The sequence below is a fragment of the Mesorhizobium sp. B2-6-4 genome (assembly GCF_006441495.1).
GTDB lineage: Bacteria > Pseudomonadota > Alphaproteobacteria > Rhizobiales > Rhizobiaceae > Mesorhizobium.
On sequence record NZ_VFUE01000015.1, the window covers coordinates 78,771 to 95,946 of the forward strand.

Annotated in this window: 19 protein-coding genes; 10 read left to right on the forward strand and 9 right to left on the reverse strand. The window is 65.0% G+C overall.

All coding sequences use genetic code 11. The annotated features are described in order from the left end of the window. Positions 1 to 34: 34 nt before the first annotated feature. The 3 genes from FJ426_RS21240 to FJ426_RS21250 all read left to right on the forward strand — a co-directional run bounded on the left by FJ426_RS21240 (position 35) and on the right by FJ426_RS21250 (position 4,102). A complete protein-coding gene (locus tag FJ426_RS21240; RefSeq protein WP_140560178.1) occupies positions 35 to 976 on the forward strand; it encodes a threonine/serine dehydratase in 942 nt (313 codons plus the stop codon). Between the two features lie 118 nt (positions 977 to 1,094). Next, positions 1,095 to 3,689: a TIGR02302 family protein gene (locus FJ426_RS21245; protein ID WP_140560177.1), complete on the forward strand. Its 2,595-nt coding sequence runs from the start codon at positions 1,095 to 1,097 to the stop codon at positions 3,687 to 3,689. A 41-nt stretch (positions 3,690 to 3,730) separates the two neighbouring features. Continuing rightward, a complete protein-coding gene (locus FJ426_RS21250) occupies positions 3,731 to 4,102 on the forward strand; it encodes a glyoxalase superfamily protein (RefSeq protein ID WP_140500793.1) in 372 nt (123 codons plus the stop codon). On the opposite strand, the gene FJ426_RS21255 is transcribed toward FJ426_RS21250, so the two are convergent. Next, positions 4,081 to 4,962, reverse strand: a complete 882-nt coding sequence (locus FJ426_RS21255) for a LysR family transcriptional regulator (protein ID WP_140500792.1) — start codon at positions 4,960 to 4,962, stop codon at positions 4,081 to 4,083. The two genes, FJ426_RS21250 and FJ426_RS21255, sit on opposite strands and share 22 nt — an antisense overlap. A gap of 222 nt (positions 4,963 to 5,184) precedes the next feature. Between FJ426_RS21255 and FJ426_RS21260 the strand changes: the two genes are divergently transcribed. After that, entirely contained in the window at positions 5,185 to 6,126 is a 942-nt protein-coding gene (locus FJ426_RS21260) for a DMT family transporter (RefSeq protein ID WP_181165387.1), read from the forward strand. On the opposite strand, the gene FJ426_RS21265 is transcribed toward FJ426_RS21260, so the two are convergent. The 3 genes from FJ426_RS21265 to FJ426_RS21275 form a co-directional block, all read right to left on the reverse strand. Continuing rightward, positions 6,127 to 6,498, reverse strand: a complete 372-nt coding sequence (locus FJ426_RS21265) for a response regulator (RefSeq protein WP_181165388.1) — start codon at positions 6,496 to 6,498, stop codon at positions 6,127 to 6,129. Between the two features lie 109 nt (positions 6,499 to 6,607). Further along, entirely contained in the window at positions 6,608 to 7,150 is a 543-nt protein-coding gene (hpt, locus tag FJ426_RS21270; RefSeq protein WP_023677924.1) for a hypoxanthine phosphoribosyltransferase, read from the reverse strand. Positions 7,151 to 7,239: 89 nt separating this feature from the next. Continuing rightward, positions 7,240 to 7,881: a hypothetical protein gene (locus tag FJ426_RS21275; protein ID WP_140500790.1), complete on the reverse strand. Its 642-nt coding sequence runs from the start codon at positions 7,879 to 7,881 to the stop codon at positions 7,240 to 7,242. Between the two features lie 301 nt (positions 7,882 to 8,182). On the opposite strand from FJ426_RS21275, the gene ftsE reads away from it, so the two are divergent. The 3 genes from ftsE (at position 8,183) to FJ426_RS21290 (ending at position 10,634) form a co-directional block, all read left to right on the forward strand. Beyond that, positions 8,183 to 8,842, forward strand: coding sequence for a cell division ATP-binding protein FtsE (ftsE, locus tag FJ426_RS21280; protein ID WP_027023302.1), 660 nt, complete (start codon positions 8,183 to 8,185; stop codon positions 8,840 to 8,842). Next, positions 8,835 to 9,821, forward strand: coding sequence for an ABC transporter permease (locus FJ426_RS21285; RefSeq protein ID WP_140500789.1), 987 nt, complete (start codon positions 8,835 to 8,837; stop codon positions 9,819 to 9,821). Before ftsE ends, FJ426_RS21285 begins: the two co-directional genes overlap by 8 nt. Before the next feature lie 99 nt (positions 9,822 to 9,920). Beyond that, positions 9,921 to 10,634 (forward strand): YdcF family protein, encoded by a 714-nt coding sequence (locus tag FJ426_RS21290; protein ID WP_140560176.1) that lies wholly within the window; start codon positions 9,921 to 9,923, stop codon positions 10,632 to 10,634. 9 nt (positions 10,635 to 10,643) lie between these two features. Here FJ426_RS21290 and FJ426_RS21295 read toward each other — a convergent pair whose 3' ends face one another. Continuing rightward, complete coding sequence (locus FJ426_RS21295; RefSeq protein WP_140560175.1) at positions 10,644 to 11,276, reverse strand: pyridoxamine 5'-phosphate oxidase family protein; 633 nt, start codon at positions 11,274 to 11,276, stop codon at positions 10,644 to 10,646. 25 nt (positions 11,277 to 11,301) lie between these two features. After that, entirely contained in the window at positions 11,302 to 11,772 is a 471-nt protein-coding gene (locus tag FJ426_RS21300; protein WP_140500786.1) for a DUF1348 family protein, read from the reverse strand. 112 nt (positions 11,773 to 11,884) lie between these two features. Between FJ426_RS21300 and FJ426_RS21305 the strand changes: the two genes are divergently transcribed. After that, a complete protein-coding gene (locus FJ426_RS21305) occupies positions 11,885 to 12,787 on the forward strand; it encodes a LysR family transcriptional regulator (RefSeq protein ID WP_140560174.1) in 903 nt (300 codons plus the stop codon). A 122-nt stretch (positions 12,788 to 12,909) separates the two neighbouring features. Beyond that, the gene (locus FJ426_RS21310; RefSeq protein WP_140560173.1) at positions 12,910 to 13,698 is read left to right on the forward strand and encodes a 1-acyl-sn-glycerol-3-phosphate acyltransferase; all 789 of its coding nucleotides are present in this window, start codon (positions 12,910 to 12,912) and stop codon (positions 13,696 to 13,698) included. 40 nt (positions 13,699 to 13,738) lie between these two features. On the opposite strand, the gene FJ426_RS21315 is transcribed toward FJ426_RS21310, so the two are convergent. The 3 genes from FJ426_RS21315 to FJ426_RS21325 form a co-directional block, all read right to left on the reverse strand. After that, positions 13,739 to 14,365, reverse strand: a complete 627-nt coding sequence (locus FJ426_RS21315) for a LysE family translocator (protein WP_140560172.1) — start codon at positions 14,363 to 14,365, stop codon at positions 13,739 to 13,741. Between the two features lie 86 nt (positions 14,366 to 14,451). Further along, on the reverse strand, positions 14,452 to 15,399 hold the full coding sequence (locus FJ426_RS21320; RefSeq protein ID WP_140560171.1) for an aldo/keto reductase: 948 nt from the start codon (positions 15,397 to 15,399) through the stop codon (positions 14,452 to 14,454). Between the two features lie 118 nt (positions 15,400 to 15,517). Further along, positions 15,518 to 16,039: a gamma-glutamylcyclotransferase gene (locus FJ426_RS21325; protein WP_140500781.1), complete on the reverse strand. Its 522-nt coding sequence runs from the start codon at positions 16,037 to 16,039 to the stop codon at positions 15,518 to 15,520. Positions 16,040 to 16,176: 137 nt separating this feature from the next. Here FJ426_RS21325 and FJ426_RS21330 point away from each other — a divergent pair, with 137 nt between their 5' ends. After that, a complete protein-coding gene (locus FJ426_RS21330; protein ID WP_140560170.1) occupies positions 16,177 to 17,175 on the forward strand; it encodes a DUF2125 domain-containing protein in 999 nt (332 codons plus the stop codon). The last annotated feature ends 1 nt before the right edge of the window (position 17,176 follow it).

The following is a 17,176-nucleotide window of genomic DNA, read 5'->3' on the forward strand; positions in this document are numbered from 1 at the left end:
GTTACTAATTGCTGTCAATCCCAAGGAGATGGCCATGACCGACGGCAGCACCATAACGCGCGAACGCATCGCGGCGATGGAACCGCGCATCCGCCCCTATGTGCGCCAGACGCCGGTGCTGCGCGTCGACATGGCCGATTTCGACCGGCCGCCGCTGGCGGTCGACCTCAAACTCGAATGCCTGCAGCATTCCGGTTCGTTCAAGGCGCGCGGCGCGTTCACCAATCTTCTCGAGCGGCAGGTCCCCGAGGCCGGTGTCGTCGCCGCCTCGGGCGGCAATCATGGAGCGGCGGTGGCGTATGCCGCCATGCGGCTCGGCCATAGGGCGACCATCTTCGTCCCGGAAGTGAGCCCGCCGGCCAAGCTGGAGCGCATTCGCAGCTACGGTGCCGAGCTGGTCGTCGGCGGCGCCCGCTATGCCGAGGCGCTAGCCGCCAGCGAACGTTTCGCCGAGCAAACCGGCGCCTTGCAGATCCACGCTTTCAACCAGGAGGAAACGCTTATCGGGCAAGGCACGCTCGGGCTGGAAATCGAGAACGACGTGCCTCAGATCGACACTTTGCTGGTCGCCGTGGGCGGCGGCGGCCTGATCGGCGGCATCGCCGCCTGGTTCGCCGGCCGTATCCGCATCGTCGCCGTAGAACCCGAGGGCGCGCCGACACTCTATCGCGCCCTCGAGGCCGGCCATCCGGTCGATGCGCCGGCCGAGGGCATCGCCGCCGATTCCCTGGCGCCCAAACGTGTCGGCGAGATGATGTTCCCGATCGCCGAGGCCTTCGTGGAACGCTCCATCCTGGTCAGCGACGACGACATCGCCGCCGCCCAGAAGGCGCTGTGGGACCGGGTGCGGATCATCTCGGAACCCGGTGGCGCCGCGGCGTTCGGCGCCATCCTGTCCGGCCGCTATGCGCCTGCACCCGGCGAACGGCTCGCCGTCCTGGTCTGCGGCGCGAACGCAAACCCGGCGAAATTCTGATCGCCGCGCCTTTCTCTCCTTCACGTTTTTCAGGAACTGCCTCGCCTTCGCCGCGTTTGCTGGGTATTCTTCGAGTCGTGAGGTTCGGGCCATCCCGCCCGCTCCCGTGGAAGGGCCGATGACGGAACGACCGATCTTCAGCAGCGATCGTGGTCTCGCCGGGCGCCTGGCGCTCAGCCGGCTGGCGACGCGGGTGTCGATGATGGTCGAACGGGGCTGGCCGCTCCTGCTGCCGCTTCTCGTCGTCGCCAGCCTGTTTCTCAGCATTTCCTGGCTAGGGCTTTTCCCGCGCCTGCCCGATGCCGCGCGCATCGGGCTGGTCGCCGCCTTCGGCGTCGCGACACTGGCCGCGCTCTACCCGCTGCGCTTTTTCCGCATGCCGGGCGGCGCCGAGATCGACCGCCGCATCGAGGCGGCCAATCACTTGCTGCACCACCCCGTCCAGACCCAGACGGACCGGCCGAGCGGCCGCGAAAGCAGCTTCTCGCAGGCGCTGTGGCGCGAGCACCAGAAGCGCATGGCCGACAGGCTCGACAGCCTCGGCGCCGACGTGCCGCGCACGCGCGTGCCGGAACGCGATCCCTGGGGATTGCGCGCCGTGGCAGCGCTTCTGCTCGTCACCGCCTTCGCTTTTTCCTTCGGACCGACTGGTGGCCGGATAGCCGACGCGTTCAGCGCCCAGGACGCGCATGACGCCGTGCCGCCGCGGATCGATGCATGGGTGACGCCGCCCGCTTATACCGGCAAGCCCCCGATCTTCCTTACGGCAGACGCCAACCAGGCGGCGCCGGCTTTCCACGTTCCCGAAGGCAGTGATGTTTCGCTGCGCGTCACCGGCGGCTCGGGCGAGGAGACGCTTGCCTATGCCGACAAGGATGGCAATGCCCGCGCCATCGATCCCGCCGACCCGCAGGCGGCCGCGGCCAAGCCGGCGGCAAGCCCGGCAGCGCAATCCAAAGTGCGCCAGTTCATCGGCAAGCTGACGAGCGATGGCACGCTGACGCTGAAGTCGGGCGAGGACCAACTCGGCCGTTGGGCCTTCGCGGTGATCCCGGACAAGCCGCCGCAGATCCGTTTCGTCGGCGAGCCGAAGCGCGCTGTCAACGGCGCTTTCGAGCTCAATTACCAGATCGACGACGATTATGGCGCCGCCAACGCCAAGGCCGTGTTCGCGCTCGCCGATCCGCAGGCTCCCGATGCGCGTCCGCTCTACGGTCCGCCTGACATGCCGCTGACGCTGCCGCGCCGCGGCGGCAAGGCGAATGCCGCCAGGACCTCGAAGGACCTGACCGAGCACGTCTGGGCTGGCGCCGAGATCAAGTTGACGCTGGTCGCCACCGACGATGCCGGGCATACGGCGAGCAGCGAAACCAAGACGTTGGTGATGCCGGAGCGGCCGTTCTCCAATCCGCTGGCGCGAGCCGTTATCGAGCAGCGCCGCCTGCTGGCGCTCGACGCCAACGCCAAGCCGCGCGTGCTCGACCTGATGGATGCGATCACGCTGCGGCCCGAGGACACGTTCGACAACATGTCCCACTACCTCGCCATCATGAGCGCGCGCAGCCGGTTGAAGATGGCCGACAGCGACGACCAGTTGCGCAACGAGGTCTCCTATCTCTGGGAAATCGCGCTCGGCATCGAGGAGGGCAATCTCTCGGCTGCCGAGAAGCGGCTGCGCCAGGCGCAGCAGGCTTTGCAGGACGCTATCAAGAACGGCGCCAGCGACGCGGAGATCGAAAAGGCGATGAAGGAACTGCGCGAGGCGATGAACCAGTTCCTGCAGGAATTCGCCGAGCGCGCCAAGCAGAATCCCAACGCCCCGCAGATGCAGCAGAACGGCCAGGAACTGCGCCAGAGCGACATCGATCGCATGATGGACCAGATCGAGAACCTGGCGAAGTCCGGCGATCGCGACAAGGCGCAGCAATTACTGTCGCAGCTGCAGGACATGATGAACAACCTCCAGGCAGGCCGCCAGCAGCAGGGTGGCCAGCAGGACAGCCAGATGCGCCAGCAGATGGACAAGCTCGGCGACATCCTGCGGCGCCAGCAGGAGATGATGAACGATACCTTCCGCATGGACCAGATGCAGCGCGGCGAGCGCCAGCGCGGCCAGAACCGCGACGAACAGCTCGGCGAAGGCGGTGGCGAGGATCAGGACAAGCCGGGCGCAGGCGAGAACCGCGATCCGCTCGCCGGGCAAAAGCCGATGACGCCGCAGGAATTCGCCGACGCGCTGAAGCAGTTGCAGGAAGGCCAGGGCCAGCTGAAGAACGACCTTGAGCAGTTGAAGAAGGGGCTCGAGGGCATGGGCATGGAGCCCAATGAAGGCTTTGGCGAGGCCGGCAAATCAATGGGCAATGCCGAGCAGGCCCTGGGCGATGGTGAAGGTGATCAGGCCGTTGGCCACCAGGGCCGCGCTCTGGAGGCGCTGCGCAAGGGTGCCAAGGACATGATGAAGCAGATGCAGGCCATGCAGGGCGACGAAGGCGGCAGCGAGGAAGGCGGTCGCCAGCAGAACGCCGATCGCGATCCGCTCGGCCGGCCGCGTGCCAGCCAGGGTCCCGATTTTGGCGATTCGGTGAAGGTGCCGGACGAGATCGACGTGCAGCGCGCCCGCCAGATCCTGGAAGCGATCCGCAAGCGGCTCGGCAATGCGCTCAGCCCCGATATCGAGCGCAGCTATCTGGAACGGCTGCTGGAACTGAAATAGGGATCGCCGCCGCGGCATCCGCTGGGAGCGGCTGCAACATCATGCCCAAACTCGGCACAGTGACGCCCATCCTGCGCATCTTCGACATTGCCAAGGCCCACGAGTTTTACGTCGGCTTCCTCGGCTTCCAGGTGCTGTGGGAGCACCGCTTTGACGACAACGCGCCGCTTTACATGGCGGTCGGCCGTGACGGCTGCATCCTGCATCTGAGCGAACACCATGGCGACGGCGCGCCCGGCATCGCCATGCGCATCAAGGTCGAGGACATCGCCGCCCTGCATCGCGAGCTGATCGGCAAAGCATACCGTTTCGCCAGGCCGGGCCTGGAAAAGACGCCGTGGAAGACCCGCGAGGTGTCGGTTGCCGATCCGTTCGGCAACCGGCTGCATTTCTACGAGGATGCGGCCGGCTGAGTCTGCCTGTTGACGAACGCCTCGCGGATCGCCTCTTGCATGCCGTCGATCGCCTCGCCCGACGCATTCGGGTTGCGATGCATCACCACATTCGAGGAATCGATGTCGCCGAAACCGTCGGCGGACGTCAACTCGCGGCAGCCGTCCGGAATGTTGCTGCGCGAAATCGGTGCGATCGCCAGTCCCGAGGTGACGGCAAGCTTCAGGCCGCCGGTCGTGTCGCTGGTGTAGGCGACACGATAGCCGAGCCCGCGCTGCTCGAGCGATTTGATGGCGAAATCCTTGCACCAGCCGGCCCGGTTGTAGAGCGCGATCGGCACCGGACGCTCCTCATGCATGTTATGCAGGATCGATGTCACCCACACCGTCGGATCGTGCATCAGCACTTCGCCGCCTGAAGGATCCTGCCATTCGAACACCACGCAAAGATCGAGCTCGCCGGCGGCAAGCGCCGCTATCTGCGCCCCCGAATGGGCATAGCGCACGGTGACCTCGACCTTGGTGTGACGCTTTGAGAATGCGCCGAGCGCGCGCGACAGGATGGCATGGCCATATTCCTCCGGAATGCCGATCCGCACCGGCCCGCCGAGCGGCGCCGCCGCCATCGACGCTGCCGTCTCGTCGAGCAGCGAGACGATGCGGCGGGCATTGACGATCAGATCGCCGCCGCGCCGCGTCAGCGCCACGCCGCGCGACCCACGCTCGAACAGGCTGTCGCCGATGACGCTTTCGAGCTTCTTCATCTGCATCGAAACCGCCGATTGGGTGCGACCGGCCTGCTCGGCCGCCTTGGTGAAATTGCCTGCTTCGACAATGGCCACGAAGGTGCGCAGGAGATCGCTGTCGAGAGTGGGCCGCATCCCGTCCGCCATAAGGAATTTTGATTGCTGGTATCATTCCAATTCGTTTGCAACATGTCAAACACGGGATGATAGTTGGTTCACCCATTGGATATGTGGCTGAGGATTCGGCCACGGACCAATCAACAGTCCTCACTCATGCCCGCTGCCCGAAACGGTGGCGGGTTCTTTTTAGCTTGCTGCAAGCTTGCTTGCGTCCTGGTACGGGAGCTTGGGATCCTTATGCGCAATCGGATGGTGCTCGGCATGCTGAGCCTGTGCCTGGGCGTGTTGGTCTTCTCGTTGCAGGACCCGCTGGTCAAGGCGGTGTCGGGCGGCTACCCCGTGACCGAGGTGATGGCCATCCGCGCGGTCGTCGCCCTGCCGATCCTGATCGTGCTCGTCCATGCCGATGTCGGGCTGCGTGCGATCCTGTCGCGGCGGTTCGGCATGCTGACCATGCGCGCCTTCATTCAGTTCACCTCCTACACCATGTACTACCTCGCCATCGCCGCCTTGCCCCTGGCCGATGCCGTGGCGCTCTATTTCATGGCCCCGCTCTGCATCATGGTGCTGGCCGGGCCCTATCTTGGCGAACGGGTCTCCTGGCAGACGCTGGCGACCGTGTTGATCGGGCTGCTTGGCGTCGTCGTGATGCTGCGCCCGGGTGCGGGACTGTTCGACTGGGCGGCGCTGCTGTCGCTGGGCTCCGCGGTGCTCTACGGCTTCTCGCAACTGATGGCGCGTAAGATCGGCGACACCGAATCTTCGACTGTGATGGCTTTCTACCAGAACGGTGCCTATCTCGCCGGCGCCGCACTGGTCGCAAGCCTGTTCTGGCTTGCCGGCATCAATCATGCCGCCCATCCCAGCCTGGAATTCCTGGTGCGGCCCTGGCTGTGGCCGACGCTGCCGGATTTCCTCAAGATGGCCGCCTGCGGCTTCGTCGCCTCCGCCGGCATGATCTTGCTGTCGCAGGCCTACCGGATGGCGCCGGCAAACCGCGTCGCCACCTTCGAATACACCGGCATCCTGTGGTCGCCGCTGTGGGGTTTTCTGTTCTTCGCCGAAGTGCCGCGGTCGACGACCGTGATCGGCGCCGCCCTTATCATCGGCGCCGGCCTGCTTGCGCTCAACACCGGACGGCGCAAGCTCCCGGTACTCGTCGCTGCCGATCCCGCCTGATCAGGCGAAAATGCTCAGCGCCCGTTCGACGCGTGAACGGATTTCGGCCAGCGTGAACGGCTTCTGCACGACGTCGAGGATGATGCCGTTCAACTCCTCGGCGCGCTCGCGCTGATCGGCATAGCCGGTCATCAGCAGTATCTTCATCGACGGGAAAAATGCCGAAGCTGCAATCGCCATCTCGATGCCGTCCATCTCGGGCATGCGGATGTCGGAGACGACGAGATCATAGGCGCCCTTCGCGGCGCGTATCAGCGCCAGCCCTTGCGCGCCGTCGGCGGCGATGTCGATTGCGTGCCCGGCGCGTTCGAGCGCCCGGGCTGCGAGGGTGCGGACGGACTCATCGTCCTCAACGATCAGAAGCTTTGCCATGGCCGGCATGTTTGGCGAGCAAACGTTGACTTTTTCTGAAGGGCCCGGCGCTCCGGCATGGGTTATTTTCTTGAAGCCGTTAAGGCCTTTTTCAGTATTTGCCGCTGCCTCACGCATCGCCTTTGACGACGCCGACGAACGGCAGTTCGCGAAAGGCGTGCGCGACATCCATGCCGTAGCCGACGACGAAATAGTCGGGGCAGTCGAAGCCGACATAATCGGCATTGAGGGTGGTCTGGCGACGCATGCGCTTGTCGAGCAGCACCGCGATGGCGCAGCTTCTGGCGCCGCGTGACAGCATCAGGTCGCGGGTGAAGCTCAGCGTCTTGCCCGACTCCAGAATGTCGTCGATCAGAAGCACGTCGCGGCCGGCGACCTCGTTGTCGATGTCGCGCAGCACCCTCACCTCGCCGCTTGTGGTGCCGGCGCCGTAGCTGGAGATGAAGATGAACTCGACCTCCGGCGACAGGCCGACATCATGCATGGCGCGGATAAGGTCTGCGGCGAAGATGAACGAGCCCTTCAGCACCGAGATCACCAGAAGATCGTGATAGTCGTGCCCGGCGATCTCCTTGGCGAGTTCGAGATTGCGTCGGGCGATGGCCGACGCCGAAAACAGGACCTCGATGTCCTTGCCGCGCACAACTGGCATTCTTCGTCCCTTCAAGATTTTCAAAGGCCTTCGCGCACCGGAAGCGCTGACATCAGCCGTTTGCGGGCCGGCCTCACCTGTCGCACATGCTATTCCGCGAAGGTGACCGACACCGTCCTTACGCCGTTTCTAGGGACGTCGAGCCGGCTGGCAAAGCCGAATCTTTCACTTGGCGCCAATGAGCGGCTGGATGTCCCCAAAGTATAGCGCGTTGTGCGCCCATCATTGCCGGTGACGCGGATCTCGAGAGGCGGCAGCGTCGCCGGACTTGCACCGTCATTGGCGGCCTCGCCGTCGACGAACAGCACGGGGTTCGCCCCAGACGCGTCCACGCGTGACGTCACCCCTGAAATGCTCAACGCCGAGGCCGGTCCGCCCGCGGCGGGCGGCGCCTGGCGCACCAGTGCATGCCCGCCGGAGATCCAGAAGACGGCAAAGGCGGCGCCGACACCGGCGATCCAGAAGATCGGACCGCCGCGCGGCGCCGGCGGCCGCACCGGCGGCGGCTCGGGCTTGCGCAGCATGTCCATGCCTTCGAGGGATGGCATGGACATCACGCGCCGCGGTGAAATGGCTTCGGCATGGGGCATGGCCCGCGGCACCACCACATAGTCGGCATCGACGATATCCGCCGCGCCAGCGCGCAGGATACGCTCCGGCGCGGCATTTGCCGGCGGGTCGGTCATGATTTCGCCGGAAACCGGGCGCGCGGTTCGATCCTCAGCCATCATGGCCCCAGCATTGCAGCACGTTCGCTTTTCGTTTCTTTTGCGTAAAGGCAAATGGTTAACGCTTCCCCACCGGAGCCCTTGTGACGAGCCGAAACAACCCGCTAATTAACCGCCGGTTAACCATGCCGGCCGATGGTCTTTTCCCAGAACAGGCCGGCTTGCCGCCGACGGATTCCGATTTCAGGTCAAATCGACCTGAAATCTGAATCCGCCTCCGAATTAGAGTGATAGAGCATGATGTCGCCCGAAAACCGCCTCACACTTTTCGGCATCACGCTCTAGGAATTTCAGGTCGCCGAAAGTGATTCGCTTCGAAAATGTCGGCCTCCGCTATGGCATGGGTCCGGAAATCCTCCGCGACATTTCCCTGCACATACCGGAGCGCTCGTTCCAGTTCCTGAGCGGGCCTTCGGGCGCCGGCAAGACGACGTTGCTGCGGCTTCTCTTCATGTCGCTGAAGCCGACGCGTGGGCTGATCACCATCTTCGGCAAGGACCGCTCCCGCATCTCGCGCGCCGAACTGCCGCATCTCAGGCGCCGTATCGGCGTGGTGTTCCAGGATTTCCGCCTGCTCGACCACATGACCACCTATGAGAATGTCGCGTTGCCCTTGCGCGTGCGCGGGCGCGAGGAAGCGAGCTATCGCACCGACGTCACCGAGCTGTTGAAATGGGTCGGGCTCGGCGAACGCATGCATGTGCTGCCGCCGGTCCTGTCGGGCGGCGAGAAGCAGCGGGCCGCGATCGCCCGCGCCCTGATCGAGCAGCCGGAGATCCTGCTGGCCGACGAGCCGACCGGCAATGTCGATCCGCCGCTGGCGCGACGCCTGCTCAGGCTTTTCATCGAACTCAACCGCCTGGGCACCGCCGTGGTGATCGCGACCCACGATCTCGGCCTGATGGAGCAGGTCGATGCGCGCCGCATGATCCTGGCCGGCGGGAGGCTTGATATCTATGACTGAGCTTTCCGCCGAACACCTCGACGCACAGGCCGACGAAGCGGCCGCGCCAAGGCCGCGCGTCCAGCGCAAGATGGCGCCCATCGTGCCGGCGCAGAACATCGCCGGCCGCGCCCTGGTGCTGGTCATCGCCATCATGACCTTCCTGTCCTGCCTGACCTTCGGCGCGGTTACCCTGGTGCGCGACACCGCCTCGGTCTGGGAAAACCAGATCTCGCGCGAGGCGACGATCCAGATCAAGCCGGTCGACGGCCTCGACATGGAGGCAGCCCTTGCCCAGGCCTCGCAGATCGCCGGCGAATTCCCCGGCGTGAAGGCGACCAGGATCATCGACCGCGACGCCACCGCCAGATTGCTGGAGCCGTGGCTGGGTTCGGGCCTCAACATCGACGAACTGCCGGTGCCGCGGCTGATCATCGTCACCATCGACGAGAGCAACCCGCCCGATTTCGCCGCCATGCGCGCCGCGATCACGCCGAAGCTGCCGAGCGCATCGCTTGACGATCACCGCACCTGGGTGGACCGGCTGGTGGCCATGGCCCGCACCACGGTGACCATCGGTATCGCGGTGCTGGCGCTGATGCTCTCGGCGACGGTGCTGACCGTGGTGTTCGCCACGCGCGGCGCCATGGCCGGCAACGGCCACATCATCGAGGTGCTGCATTTCGTCGGCGCCGAAGCGCGTTTCATCGCCCGCGAGTTCCGTCGCCATTTCCTGATCACCGGCATGAAGGGCGCGGCCGCCGGCGGAGCCGCCGCGGTCGCCGTCTTCATCGTCTTTTCCTGGTGGTCCTCGCGCAACATGGCGACCCCGCAGGCCGACCAGGCGACTGCGCTATTCGGCAACTTCGCCATCGGCTCGGCCGGCTATCTCGGTGTCGTGCTGATGGTGCTGGTCATCGGCGCGCTGACGGCTGCAACCTCGCACGCCACCGTCGTCGCCTATCTCAGCGACATCGACGTGCGCCAGCCTGAAGCATGACGACGTCGAATGACCAGGATCGATCACGCATGAAGAACCGCCGTAACGCAAATTGCGATTTTTACCTACCAAAGGCCGCATTTCGGGATTAACCATGTCATGATGGAGGTGCGGGACTCGACCAGTACCGTTGGACCGATGCCGGCGTTGGCGGCGCGTTCGCATGGACGCGGCCGGGTTTCGGCCGTGCTGCGCGTTTCTTCTTTCGCCTTGCTTGCCCTGGTCGCCCTGTTTGCCGGCGGCTTCGGCTGGTTCGCCAACACCGTCAGCCATCTGACCACCCCTGCCAACCCGGCCAAGGCCGACGCGATCATCGTGTTGACCGGCGGCCAATCGCGCCTCGATGCGGCGATGGAACTGCTGGCGTCCGGCAAGGGCGCGCGGCTTTTGATCAGCGGTGTGCATCCCTCCGCCAGCCGGCATCAGCTTCAGGCCGCGACCGGCGGTGACATCAGGCTGTTTTCCTGCTGCGTCGACATCGACCGCGCCGCGCTCGACACGATCGGCAATGCCGAGGAAAGCGCCAAATGGGTCGAGAGCCATGCCTACGGCACGGTGATCCTCGTCACCAACAATTACCACATGCCGCGCAGCCTGCTGGAAATGGGCCGGCTGCTGCACAAGGCCAAGCTCGAACCCTATCCGGTGGTCAACAGCAATCTCGACAATGGCGGCTGGCTGACCAAGCCGCGGGCGCTGCGCGTGCTGTTCACCGAATACAATAAATATCTGCTCGCATTGGCGCGCGGCATCGTTCCGGTGAAGCCGACGCCGGACGGCATCGCGTTGGCCGAGATCGCCGCCGGCAGCTGAACCTGCTCGTCATTTGGTGACGACGGATCCCGGCGCCTGCCGCAGGCGAGCGACTTCCTGTTCGAGCCGTTCGATCCGCCTGTCCCGTTCGGCCAGCGCCGCCGCCACGTCGGCGGCCTCGAAACGCTGCGGAATGTGCTGCGGACAATTGGCATCCCAGGTCGCCACGGTGAACAGGATGACCTGTTCGGGCCGTGCCGCATAATCCCGCGGCATCAGCCTCGCCATCAACTCGGCGTCGCCTTCCACCACGCGCGCGCTGCCCCAGATCTTGACGCGCCGGCGATGGGCATAGTCGATGAGGAACAGGAAGGCCTGCGGATTGTCGGCGAGATTGCCCTGGGTGATGAACTGTCTGTTGCCGGCGAAATCGGCGAAGCCGATCGTCTTTTCATCGAGCACCTTGAGGAAGCCGGCCGGCCCGCCGCGATGCTGGATATAGGGCTGGCCAACACCGTTGGCCGTCGACAGGAAGACGCTGGTCTGCATCTCGATGAAGGCCGCAAGGTCCGATGTAATCACCGACTGCCAGCCACCGCGTTCCTCGACCCGGGAATAGGCCTGGCGAGAGCCCTTGCGGGCCTGGATCGCCTTGACGGTCGGCGTGAAAGCGACGTCGCTGGTAAAAGCATGCGCGTCCATCGATAGCCTTTCTTACCCGGAGAGGTTAAAGCCCGAGTTCAGACAGCGACGGATGGTCGTCCGGCCGTCGGCCGAGCGGCCAGTGATATTTACGGTCGGCAGCGCCGATCGGCAGGTCGTTGATGCTGGCGATGCGCAGCCGCATCAGCCCATGTTCGTCGAATTCCCAGTTCTCGTTGCCATAGCTGCGGAACCACGAGCCGCTGTCGTCATGCCACTCATAGGCGAAACGCACCGCGATACGGTTGCCATGGAAAGCCCAGACCTCCTTGATCAGCCGGTAGTCGAGTTCCCGGCTCCATTTGCGCGTCAGGAAAGCCTGGATGGCATCGCGGCCTTGCAGGAACTCGGCGCGATTGCGCCAGCGGCTGTCTACCGTATAGGCAAGCGCGACACGGGCTGGATCGCGCGAGTTCCAGGCATCCTCGGCCATGCGCGCCTTCTGCGCGGCGGTTTCCGCGGTGAATGGCGGCAGCGGCGGGCGCTCTTGCGACATGACAATTCCTTCTTGACCCGGGTCGTCTGCGTCACGGCCAATATGGAGGCTTCCATCAGACAGATGTAGATGCCATATTTGTAATCTATCCTTCCAATTTCCGGAAGAATCGATGGACCGGCTCGAAGCCATGTCGCTCTTTGTCGCCGCGGCGGAGGCCGGCAGCCTGTCTGCAGCCGCGCGCCGTTTTCGCATTCCGCTGGCGACGGTCAGCCGCAAGGTTTCCGACCTGGAACGACATCTCAAGACCCGCCTTCTGAACCGCTCGACACGCCGGCTGACGCTGACCGATGCGGGCCAGGCGTATCTTCCCGCCTGCCGCCGCATCCTGGGCGAGGTCGGCGAGGCCGAGCGCATGGCGGCCGGCGAATACAGCGCCCCGACGGGCGAACTGGCCATCACCGCGCCGGTAGTCTTCGGCCGCCTGCATGTGCTGCCGGTCGTGACCGGCTTCCTCGCCGCCTATCCCGACGTAGACATCCGCCTGACGCTGGCCGACCGCATAACCCAGTTGGTCGAGGACCATTTCGACCTCGCCATCCGCATCGGCCGGCTTCCCAACTCCAGTTTTGTCGCCATGCGGATCGGTACGATCCGCCGTGTCGTTTGCGCGAGCCCCGGCTATCTGGCCGAACGCGGCGCCCCGACGGCGCTTGCGGACCTCGAGTCCCACAGCTGCATTACCTTCGAAGGGCCGGGCGCGCTCTCGACATGGAGCTTCACCGTCGGGAAGGCCGAGATGCCGATTCGGGTCCGCTCGCGGCTTCAGGTCAACACCGCCGAAGCTGCGATCGATGCCGCGCTCGCCGGCGTCGGGCTGACGAGGGTGCTGTCCTACCAGGTCGACGCGGCGGTGCGGTCAGGCGCGCTGCGCGTGCTGCTGCGGGAGTTCGAACCGGAACCCTGGCCGGTAAGCCTGGTGCACGCAGGCCACGGCTTGCTGCCGGTCAAGCTGCGCGCATTTCTTGACTTCGCCGCCCCGCGCCTGAAAGAAAGACTGGCGCGGCTGATGTAGCGCGGCTGGGCCGTGGGCGAAGCCGAAATGTCTTTCGGCGCCGTTCGGGGGCATCTTCGGCCATTTCCTTTTTGCGCCCGCTTGGTGTAACCAACGCACACCTCCTTACCGGGCCTCCCCCAATGCTCCAAGTCCGATCGCTGGCGTTCAACTTCGTCTTCTACATCAATCTGATCGTCCAGATGATCCTCTGGACTCCCTATTATTTCCTGTCGCCGCGCCATCGCGCCTGGTTCGTGCCGAAGTTCTGGTCGCGCACCTCGATGTGGCTCTACGACAAGATCGCCGGGACCAAGAGCGACATCATCGGGGTGGAAAATCTGCCCGAAGGTTCCTTCATCCTGGCGCCCAAGCACCAGTCCTTCTGGGACGCGATCGCCTTCTTCCCCTATCTCCAGGATCCACTCTACATCCTGAAGCGCGAGCTGACCTGGATTCCGTTCTTCGGCTGGTACATCCTGAAAATGCGCATGATCCCGGTCGACCGCGGCAGCCGCTCCAAGGCGCTGAAGGCGGTGGTTGCGGCGACCAAGGAAGAAATCGCGCGCAACCCGCGGCAGCTCATCATCTATCCCGAAGGCACCCGCCGCGCGCCCGGCGACGAACCCGCCTACAAATACGGCATCGTCGAAATCTATGCGCAGCTCGGCATTCCCGTGGTGCCGGTCGCCCATGTTGCCGGCCTCTATTGGCCGCGCCGCAAGTTCCTGCGCTATCCCGGCACCATCAAGGCGCGCTTCCTGCCGCCGATCCCGCCGGGCCTGGACAAGGAGGAATTCATGCGGCGGCTGATCGGCGAAACCGAAACCGCCTGCGACCAGTTCCTCATCGACGCGTCCCGTGCACCCAATCCGCCCGCCTTGCCGCCGACGGCGGTCAAGCGGCTGCGGGAACTCGGCGCCAAAGCCTGAAGTGCGGCCTTCGGCGCGCCGATGGCGGCTCGCGCAACGTTCAAGCGAACACAGCCAGTGCGGTCGTCAGCACCAGCGTCGCGGCAAAGACCAGATTGATGATGCGCGAAGCCACCGGCCTGCGAAGAAAGCGCGCGAAAGCAGCGCCCGCAAGCAGCCACACGGCATGGATGGCGACGATCATGAATGCGAGAGCGGTCAGCTTCGGCCCGGTGCCGATGGCGCCGGCGCCCGAATCCGCGGACGCGCCGGCGAACACCGCGGCGATGGCCACATAAGCCTTCGGGTTGCCCACCGCCAGCAGGAACCCGCCGGTGAATGTCGGTCGCGCGGCCTCGCCGGCATTCGCCGCCAGGGGCGGCGCGCTGGCAATCTTGAACGCGAGATAGAGGATATAGGCAGCCGACGCCGCGACAAGCAGCGGCGCGAGCCGCGGCATCGTGGCAAGCATGGCGCTCACCCCGCTTGCCACGACCAGAAGCACGGCGATCGTGCCCAGGATGACCCCCAAGGCGTAGCTCAGGGAACGGCGCAGGCCGAACGCCGCGCCGACGGCGGTGACGCTTATCGTCGCCGGTCCCGGGCTGCCCATGACGGCCGTGGCGGCAAGCATCAGCGCAACGAGCTGACGCCACATATCCGGCTGCGAAAAAAGCGGGCCTGCCATCCGCGCCTCCTGTCTTGCCAAGCGTCAATGACGGTATGGCAAGGTCGGGGCGACCGTCTTGGACGATCGTGCGCGGTGCTGACGGCTCAGCCGCTCGCCTTGTCGAGCTCGGCCATGTCGTCGGCGCTCAGCTCCAGCGACACCGCCTTGATCAGGCTGTCCATCTGTTCAGGCTTGGTGGCGCTGGCGATAGGCGCGGTGACGCCCGGCCGGGCAATGACCCAGGCAAGCGCCACTTCCGCCTGTTTGGCCGAATGCCTGGCAGACACCGCATCGAGTGCCGCGAGGATGCGCATACCGCGCGCATTGAGGTAATCTTTCACGCCGCCGCCGCGCGGGCTTTGACCGAGATCGGCCTCGCTGCGGTATTTGCCGCTCAAGAAACCCTTGGCCAGGCTGAAATAGGTGATCACGCCGATGTCCTCCGCCATGCAGAGATCGCGCAGCGGGCCATCGAACGACGAGCGGTCGTAGAGATTGTATTCCGGCTGCAGCACTTCATAGCGCGGCAGGCTGCGCAGGCTTGCCACGTCGAGCGCGGCGCGCAACTGGCCGGCGTCGAGATTCGAGCAGCCGGCATAACGGATCTTGCCCTTGGCGAGCAGCTTTTCATAGGCGCCGAGGGTTTCCTCATAGGGCGTGGTCGGATCCGGCCAGTGCGACAGATAAAGATCGATGAACTCGGTCTGCAGCCGCTTCAGCGAAGCATCGACGGCCTTTTCGATGTAAGCGGCGGACAGGTCCTTGTGGCCCTGTCCCATATCCGAGCCGACTTTGGTGACCACCACGACCTTATCGCGGTTGCCGCGGTCCTTCATCCATTTGCCGATGATGGTTTCCGATTCGCCGCCCTGGTGGCCAGGCACCCAGCGCGAATAGGCGTCCGCTGTATCGACCGCGTTCAGCCCAGCGCCGACGAAGCGGTCGAGCAGGTCGAACGAGGTCTTCTCGTCGGCCGTCCAGCCGAAGACATTGCCGCCCAGAACCAGCGGCGCGATGGAGAGGTCGGTGCGACCGAGACGGCGTTTCTGCAAGGCTGATCTCCGTGGGTGGGATTGGGCGGCTGCCGCCCATTGCGGGTTCGAGGCCTAAGCTAGGTCTTGCCGCATCGAGGTCAAAGGCCTCACCGGGCTTTTCCGCAGAGCCAGCGCTTCACAAAGGCGCGATCCGCCTGGCCACGTCTTCCAACCAGTGATCGCGGATGCCGAGCGCCCGGAGATGGTCCAGCGTGCTCGACACATAATCCTCATTATTGCCGGACTGGCCGACAGCGCCGCGCACCACATCAGCGGCGTGGGCCGCATCGAGCGCACCGGCATACTGCTCATGATTGCGGTCGACGATATAGGCCACGGCCTCGACCGTGCCGCCGCCGTCAAGGCGGACATTGAGCATGCGCTCGAGATAGACATTGGTGACCAGCTCGCGCTCACGCAGATAGGCGATGACCTCGTCCCGCAACTCGCCCGGCACCCGGAAAGCCAGCCCGACGCAGGAACCCCCGCGGTCAAGGCCGAGCACCAGCCCCGGACGTTCCCGCGTGCCGCGATGCACGAAGGAATAGACGCACAGCGCGCGACGATAGCCATGCAGGCGCGCCCGCCTTGTCTCGACATGCGCGAACCCCGGCCGCCATATCAACGAACCATAGCCAAACACCCAAAAATCGCCCATATCGCCGTGCCTGATTGCGTAAGAATGGCAACACCACACCGGAATCGGTGTTTTTTCCGTCCATCTCTGTCTACCTATTGTCGTTGCCAGAATCGACAGCCCGCCCACAGCCCCCATGCGTGAACGAGAACCGCAGCATGACGTCCACTGACGAACGCCAGCCGAAGCATCGCCGCCGCCTGTTCTGGCTTGCAGCGTTTGTCATCGCGCTGTTCGCCATCTACAGCGGCGGCTGGTTCTATCTCGCCGACAGGGTCCGGAGCGAAGCCGACAAGGCGGTCGCCACGCTCAACAAGAGTGGCATCGAGGCCGGCTGCGCCAATCTCCAGGTCAGCGGTTACCCCCTGAGCTTCGCCGTCTCCTGCGACAATCTTGCCTATGAGGACGATGCCAAGAACGTTGCCGCCTCTGCCGGCTCCTTCAACGCCGTCGCCCAGATCATCCAGCCGCTGTCGCCGGTCGCGGACCTGCGCGGTCCGCTCAGGACCTCGGTTCCGGGCATGGTGCCGCTGTGGATCGACTGGGATGATCTTAAGGCCAACGTCAAGCTCTCATGGCCGCTGCCACGGCGCATTTCGCTCACGGCCGAGGGCCTGTCCGGCCAGACCGATCCGGCCGACGACACCGATCCGGTGCAACTGTTCAGCGCCGGCAAGGCGGCGGGCCAGCTGCAGCCGAACGGCAGGGATATCGACTATATCGGCAGCTTCGGCGATCTGGAGATCGACCCCGATGCGATCGGGGGCCGCGTCCTGCCGCCGCTCGACGCCAGTGGCGAGGCGACGCTGAAGAACGGCCTGGCCCTGATCGGCACGCAACTGAAAAGCCTGCGCGGCCAGGCCGTCGAGATCCGCAGGCTCGATTTGTCGTCGGGCACGGCGCATGTCGCCGTTTCCGGGCCGCTGTCGGTCGACGCCGAGGGCCTGGTCGATGCCGACCTGATGATCAGACTGAAAGACCCGAAAGCCGTGGCCGCCATTCTCGGGGCCGCCGTACCCGAACAGAAGAACCAGATCGAACAAGGCTTTGCCGCCCTGGCACTGCTCGGCAACGAACCGTCGATGCCGCTCAAGGTGGTCAAGGGCAAGGCCTCGCTCGGCTTTATCCCGCTGGGCAAGATCAAGCCGGTCGACTAAG

What these genes read in the sequence shown, in the direction of transcription:
- FJ426_RS21240 (WP_140560178.1), top strand. Translation starts at nt 35, where the DNA reads ATGACCGACGGCAGCACCATAACGCGCGAACGCATCGCGGCGATGGAA.
- FJ426_RS21245 (WP_140560177.1), top strand. Translation starts at nt 1,095, where the DNA reads ATGACGGAACGACCGATCTTCAGCAGCGATCGTGGTCTCGCCGGGCGC.
- FJ426_RS21300 (WP_140500786.1), bottom strand. Translation starts at nt 11,772, where the DNA reads ATGTCGCAAGAGCGCCCGCCGCTGCCGCCATTCACCGCGGAAACCGCC.
- FJ426_RS21265 (WP_181165388.1), bottom strand. Translation starts at nt 6,498, where the DNA reads ATGGCAAAGCTTCTGATCGTTGAGGACGATGAGTCCGTCCGCACCCTC.
- FJ426_RS21325 (WP_140500781.1), bottom strand. Translation starts at nt 16,039, where the DNA reads ATGGGCGATTTTTGGGTGTTTGGCTATGGTTCGTTGATATGGCGGCCG.
- FJ426_RS21295 (WP_140560175.1), bottom strand. Translation starts at nt 11,276, where the DNA reads ATGGACGCGCATGCTTTTACCAGCGACGTCGCTTTCACGCCGACCGTC.
- FJ426_RS21305 (WP_140560174.1), top strand. Translation starts at nt 11,885, where the DNA reads ATGGACCGGCTCGAAGCCATGTCGCTCTTTGTCGCCGCGGCGGAGGCC.
- FJ426_RS21250 (WP_140500793.1), top strand. Translation starts at nt 3,731, where the DNA reads ATGCCCAAACTCGGCACAGTGACGCCCATCCTGCGCATCTTCGACATT.
- FJ426_RS21275 (WP_140500790.1), bottom strand. Translation starts at nt 7,881, where the DNA reads ATGATGGCTGAGGATCGAACCGCGCGCCCGGTTTCCGGCGAAATCATG.
- FJ426_RS21255 (WP_140500792.1), bottom strand. Translation starts at nt 4,962, where the DNA reads ATGCGGCCCACTCTCGACAGCGATCTCCTGCGCACCTTCGTGGCCATT.
- FJ426_RS21260 (WP_181165387.1), top strand. Translation starts at nt 5,185, where the DNA reads ATGCGCAATCGGATGGTGCTCGGCATGCTGAGCCTGTGCCTGGGCGTG.
- FJ426_RS21315 (WP_140560172.1), bottom strand. Translation starts at nt 14,365, where the DNA reads ATGGCAGGCCCGCTTTTTTCGCAGCCGGATATGTGGCGTCAGCTCGTT.
- FJ426_RS21290 (WP_140560176.1), top strand. Translation starts at nt 9,921, where the DNA reads ATGATGGAGGTGCGGGACTCGACCAGTACCGTTGGACCGATGCCGGCG.
- FJ426_RS21330 (WP_140560170.1), top strand. Translation starts at nt 16,177, where the DNA reads ATGACGTCCACTGACGAACGCCAGCCGAAGCATCGCCGCCGCCTGTTC.
- FJ426_RS21310 (WP_140560173.1), top strand. Translation starts at nt 12,910, where the DNA reads ATGCTCCAAGTCCGATCGCTGGCGTTCAACTTCGTCTTCTACATCAAT.
- FJ426_RS21285 (WP_140500789.1), top strand. Translation starts at nt 8,835, where the DNA reads ATGACTGAGCTTTCCGCCGAACACCTCGACGCACAGGCCGACGAAGCG.
- hpt (WP_023677924.1), bottom strand. Translation starts at nt 7,150, where the DNA reads ATGCCAGTTGTGCGCGGCAAGGACATCGAGGTCCTGTTTTCGGCGTCG.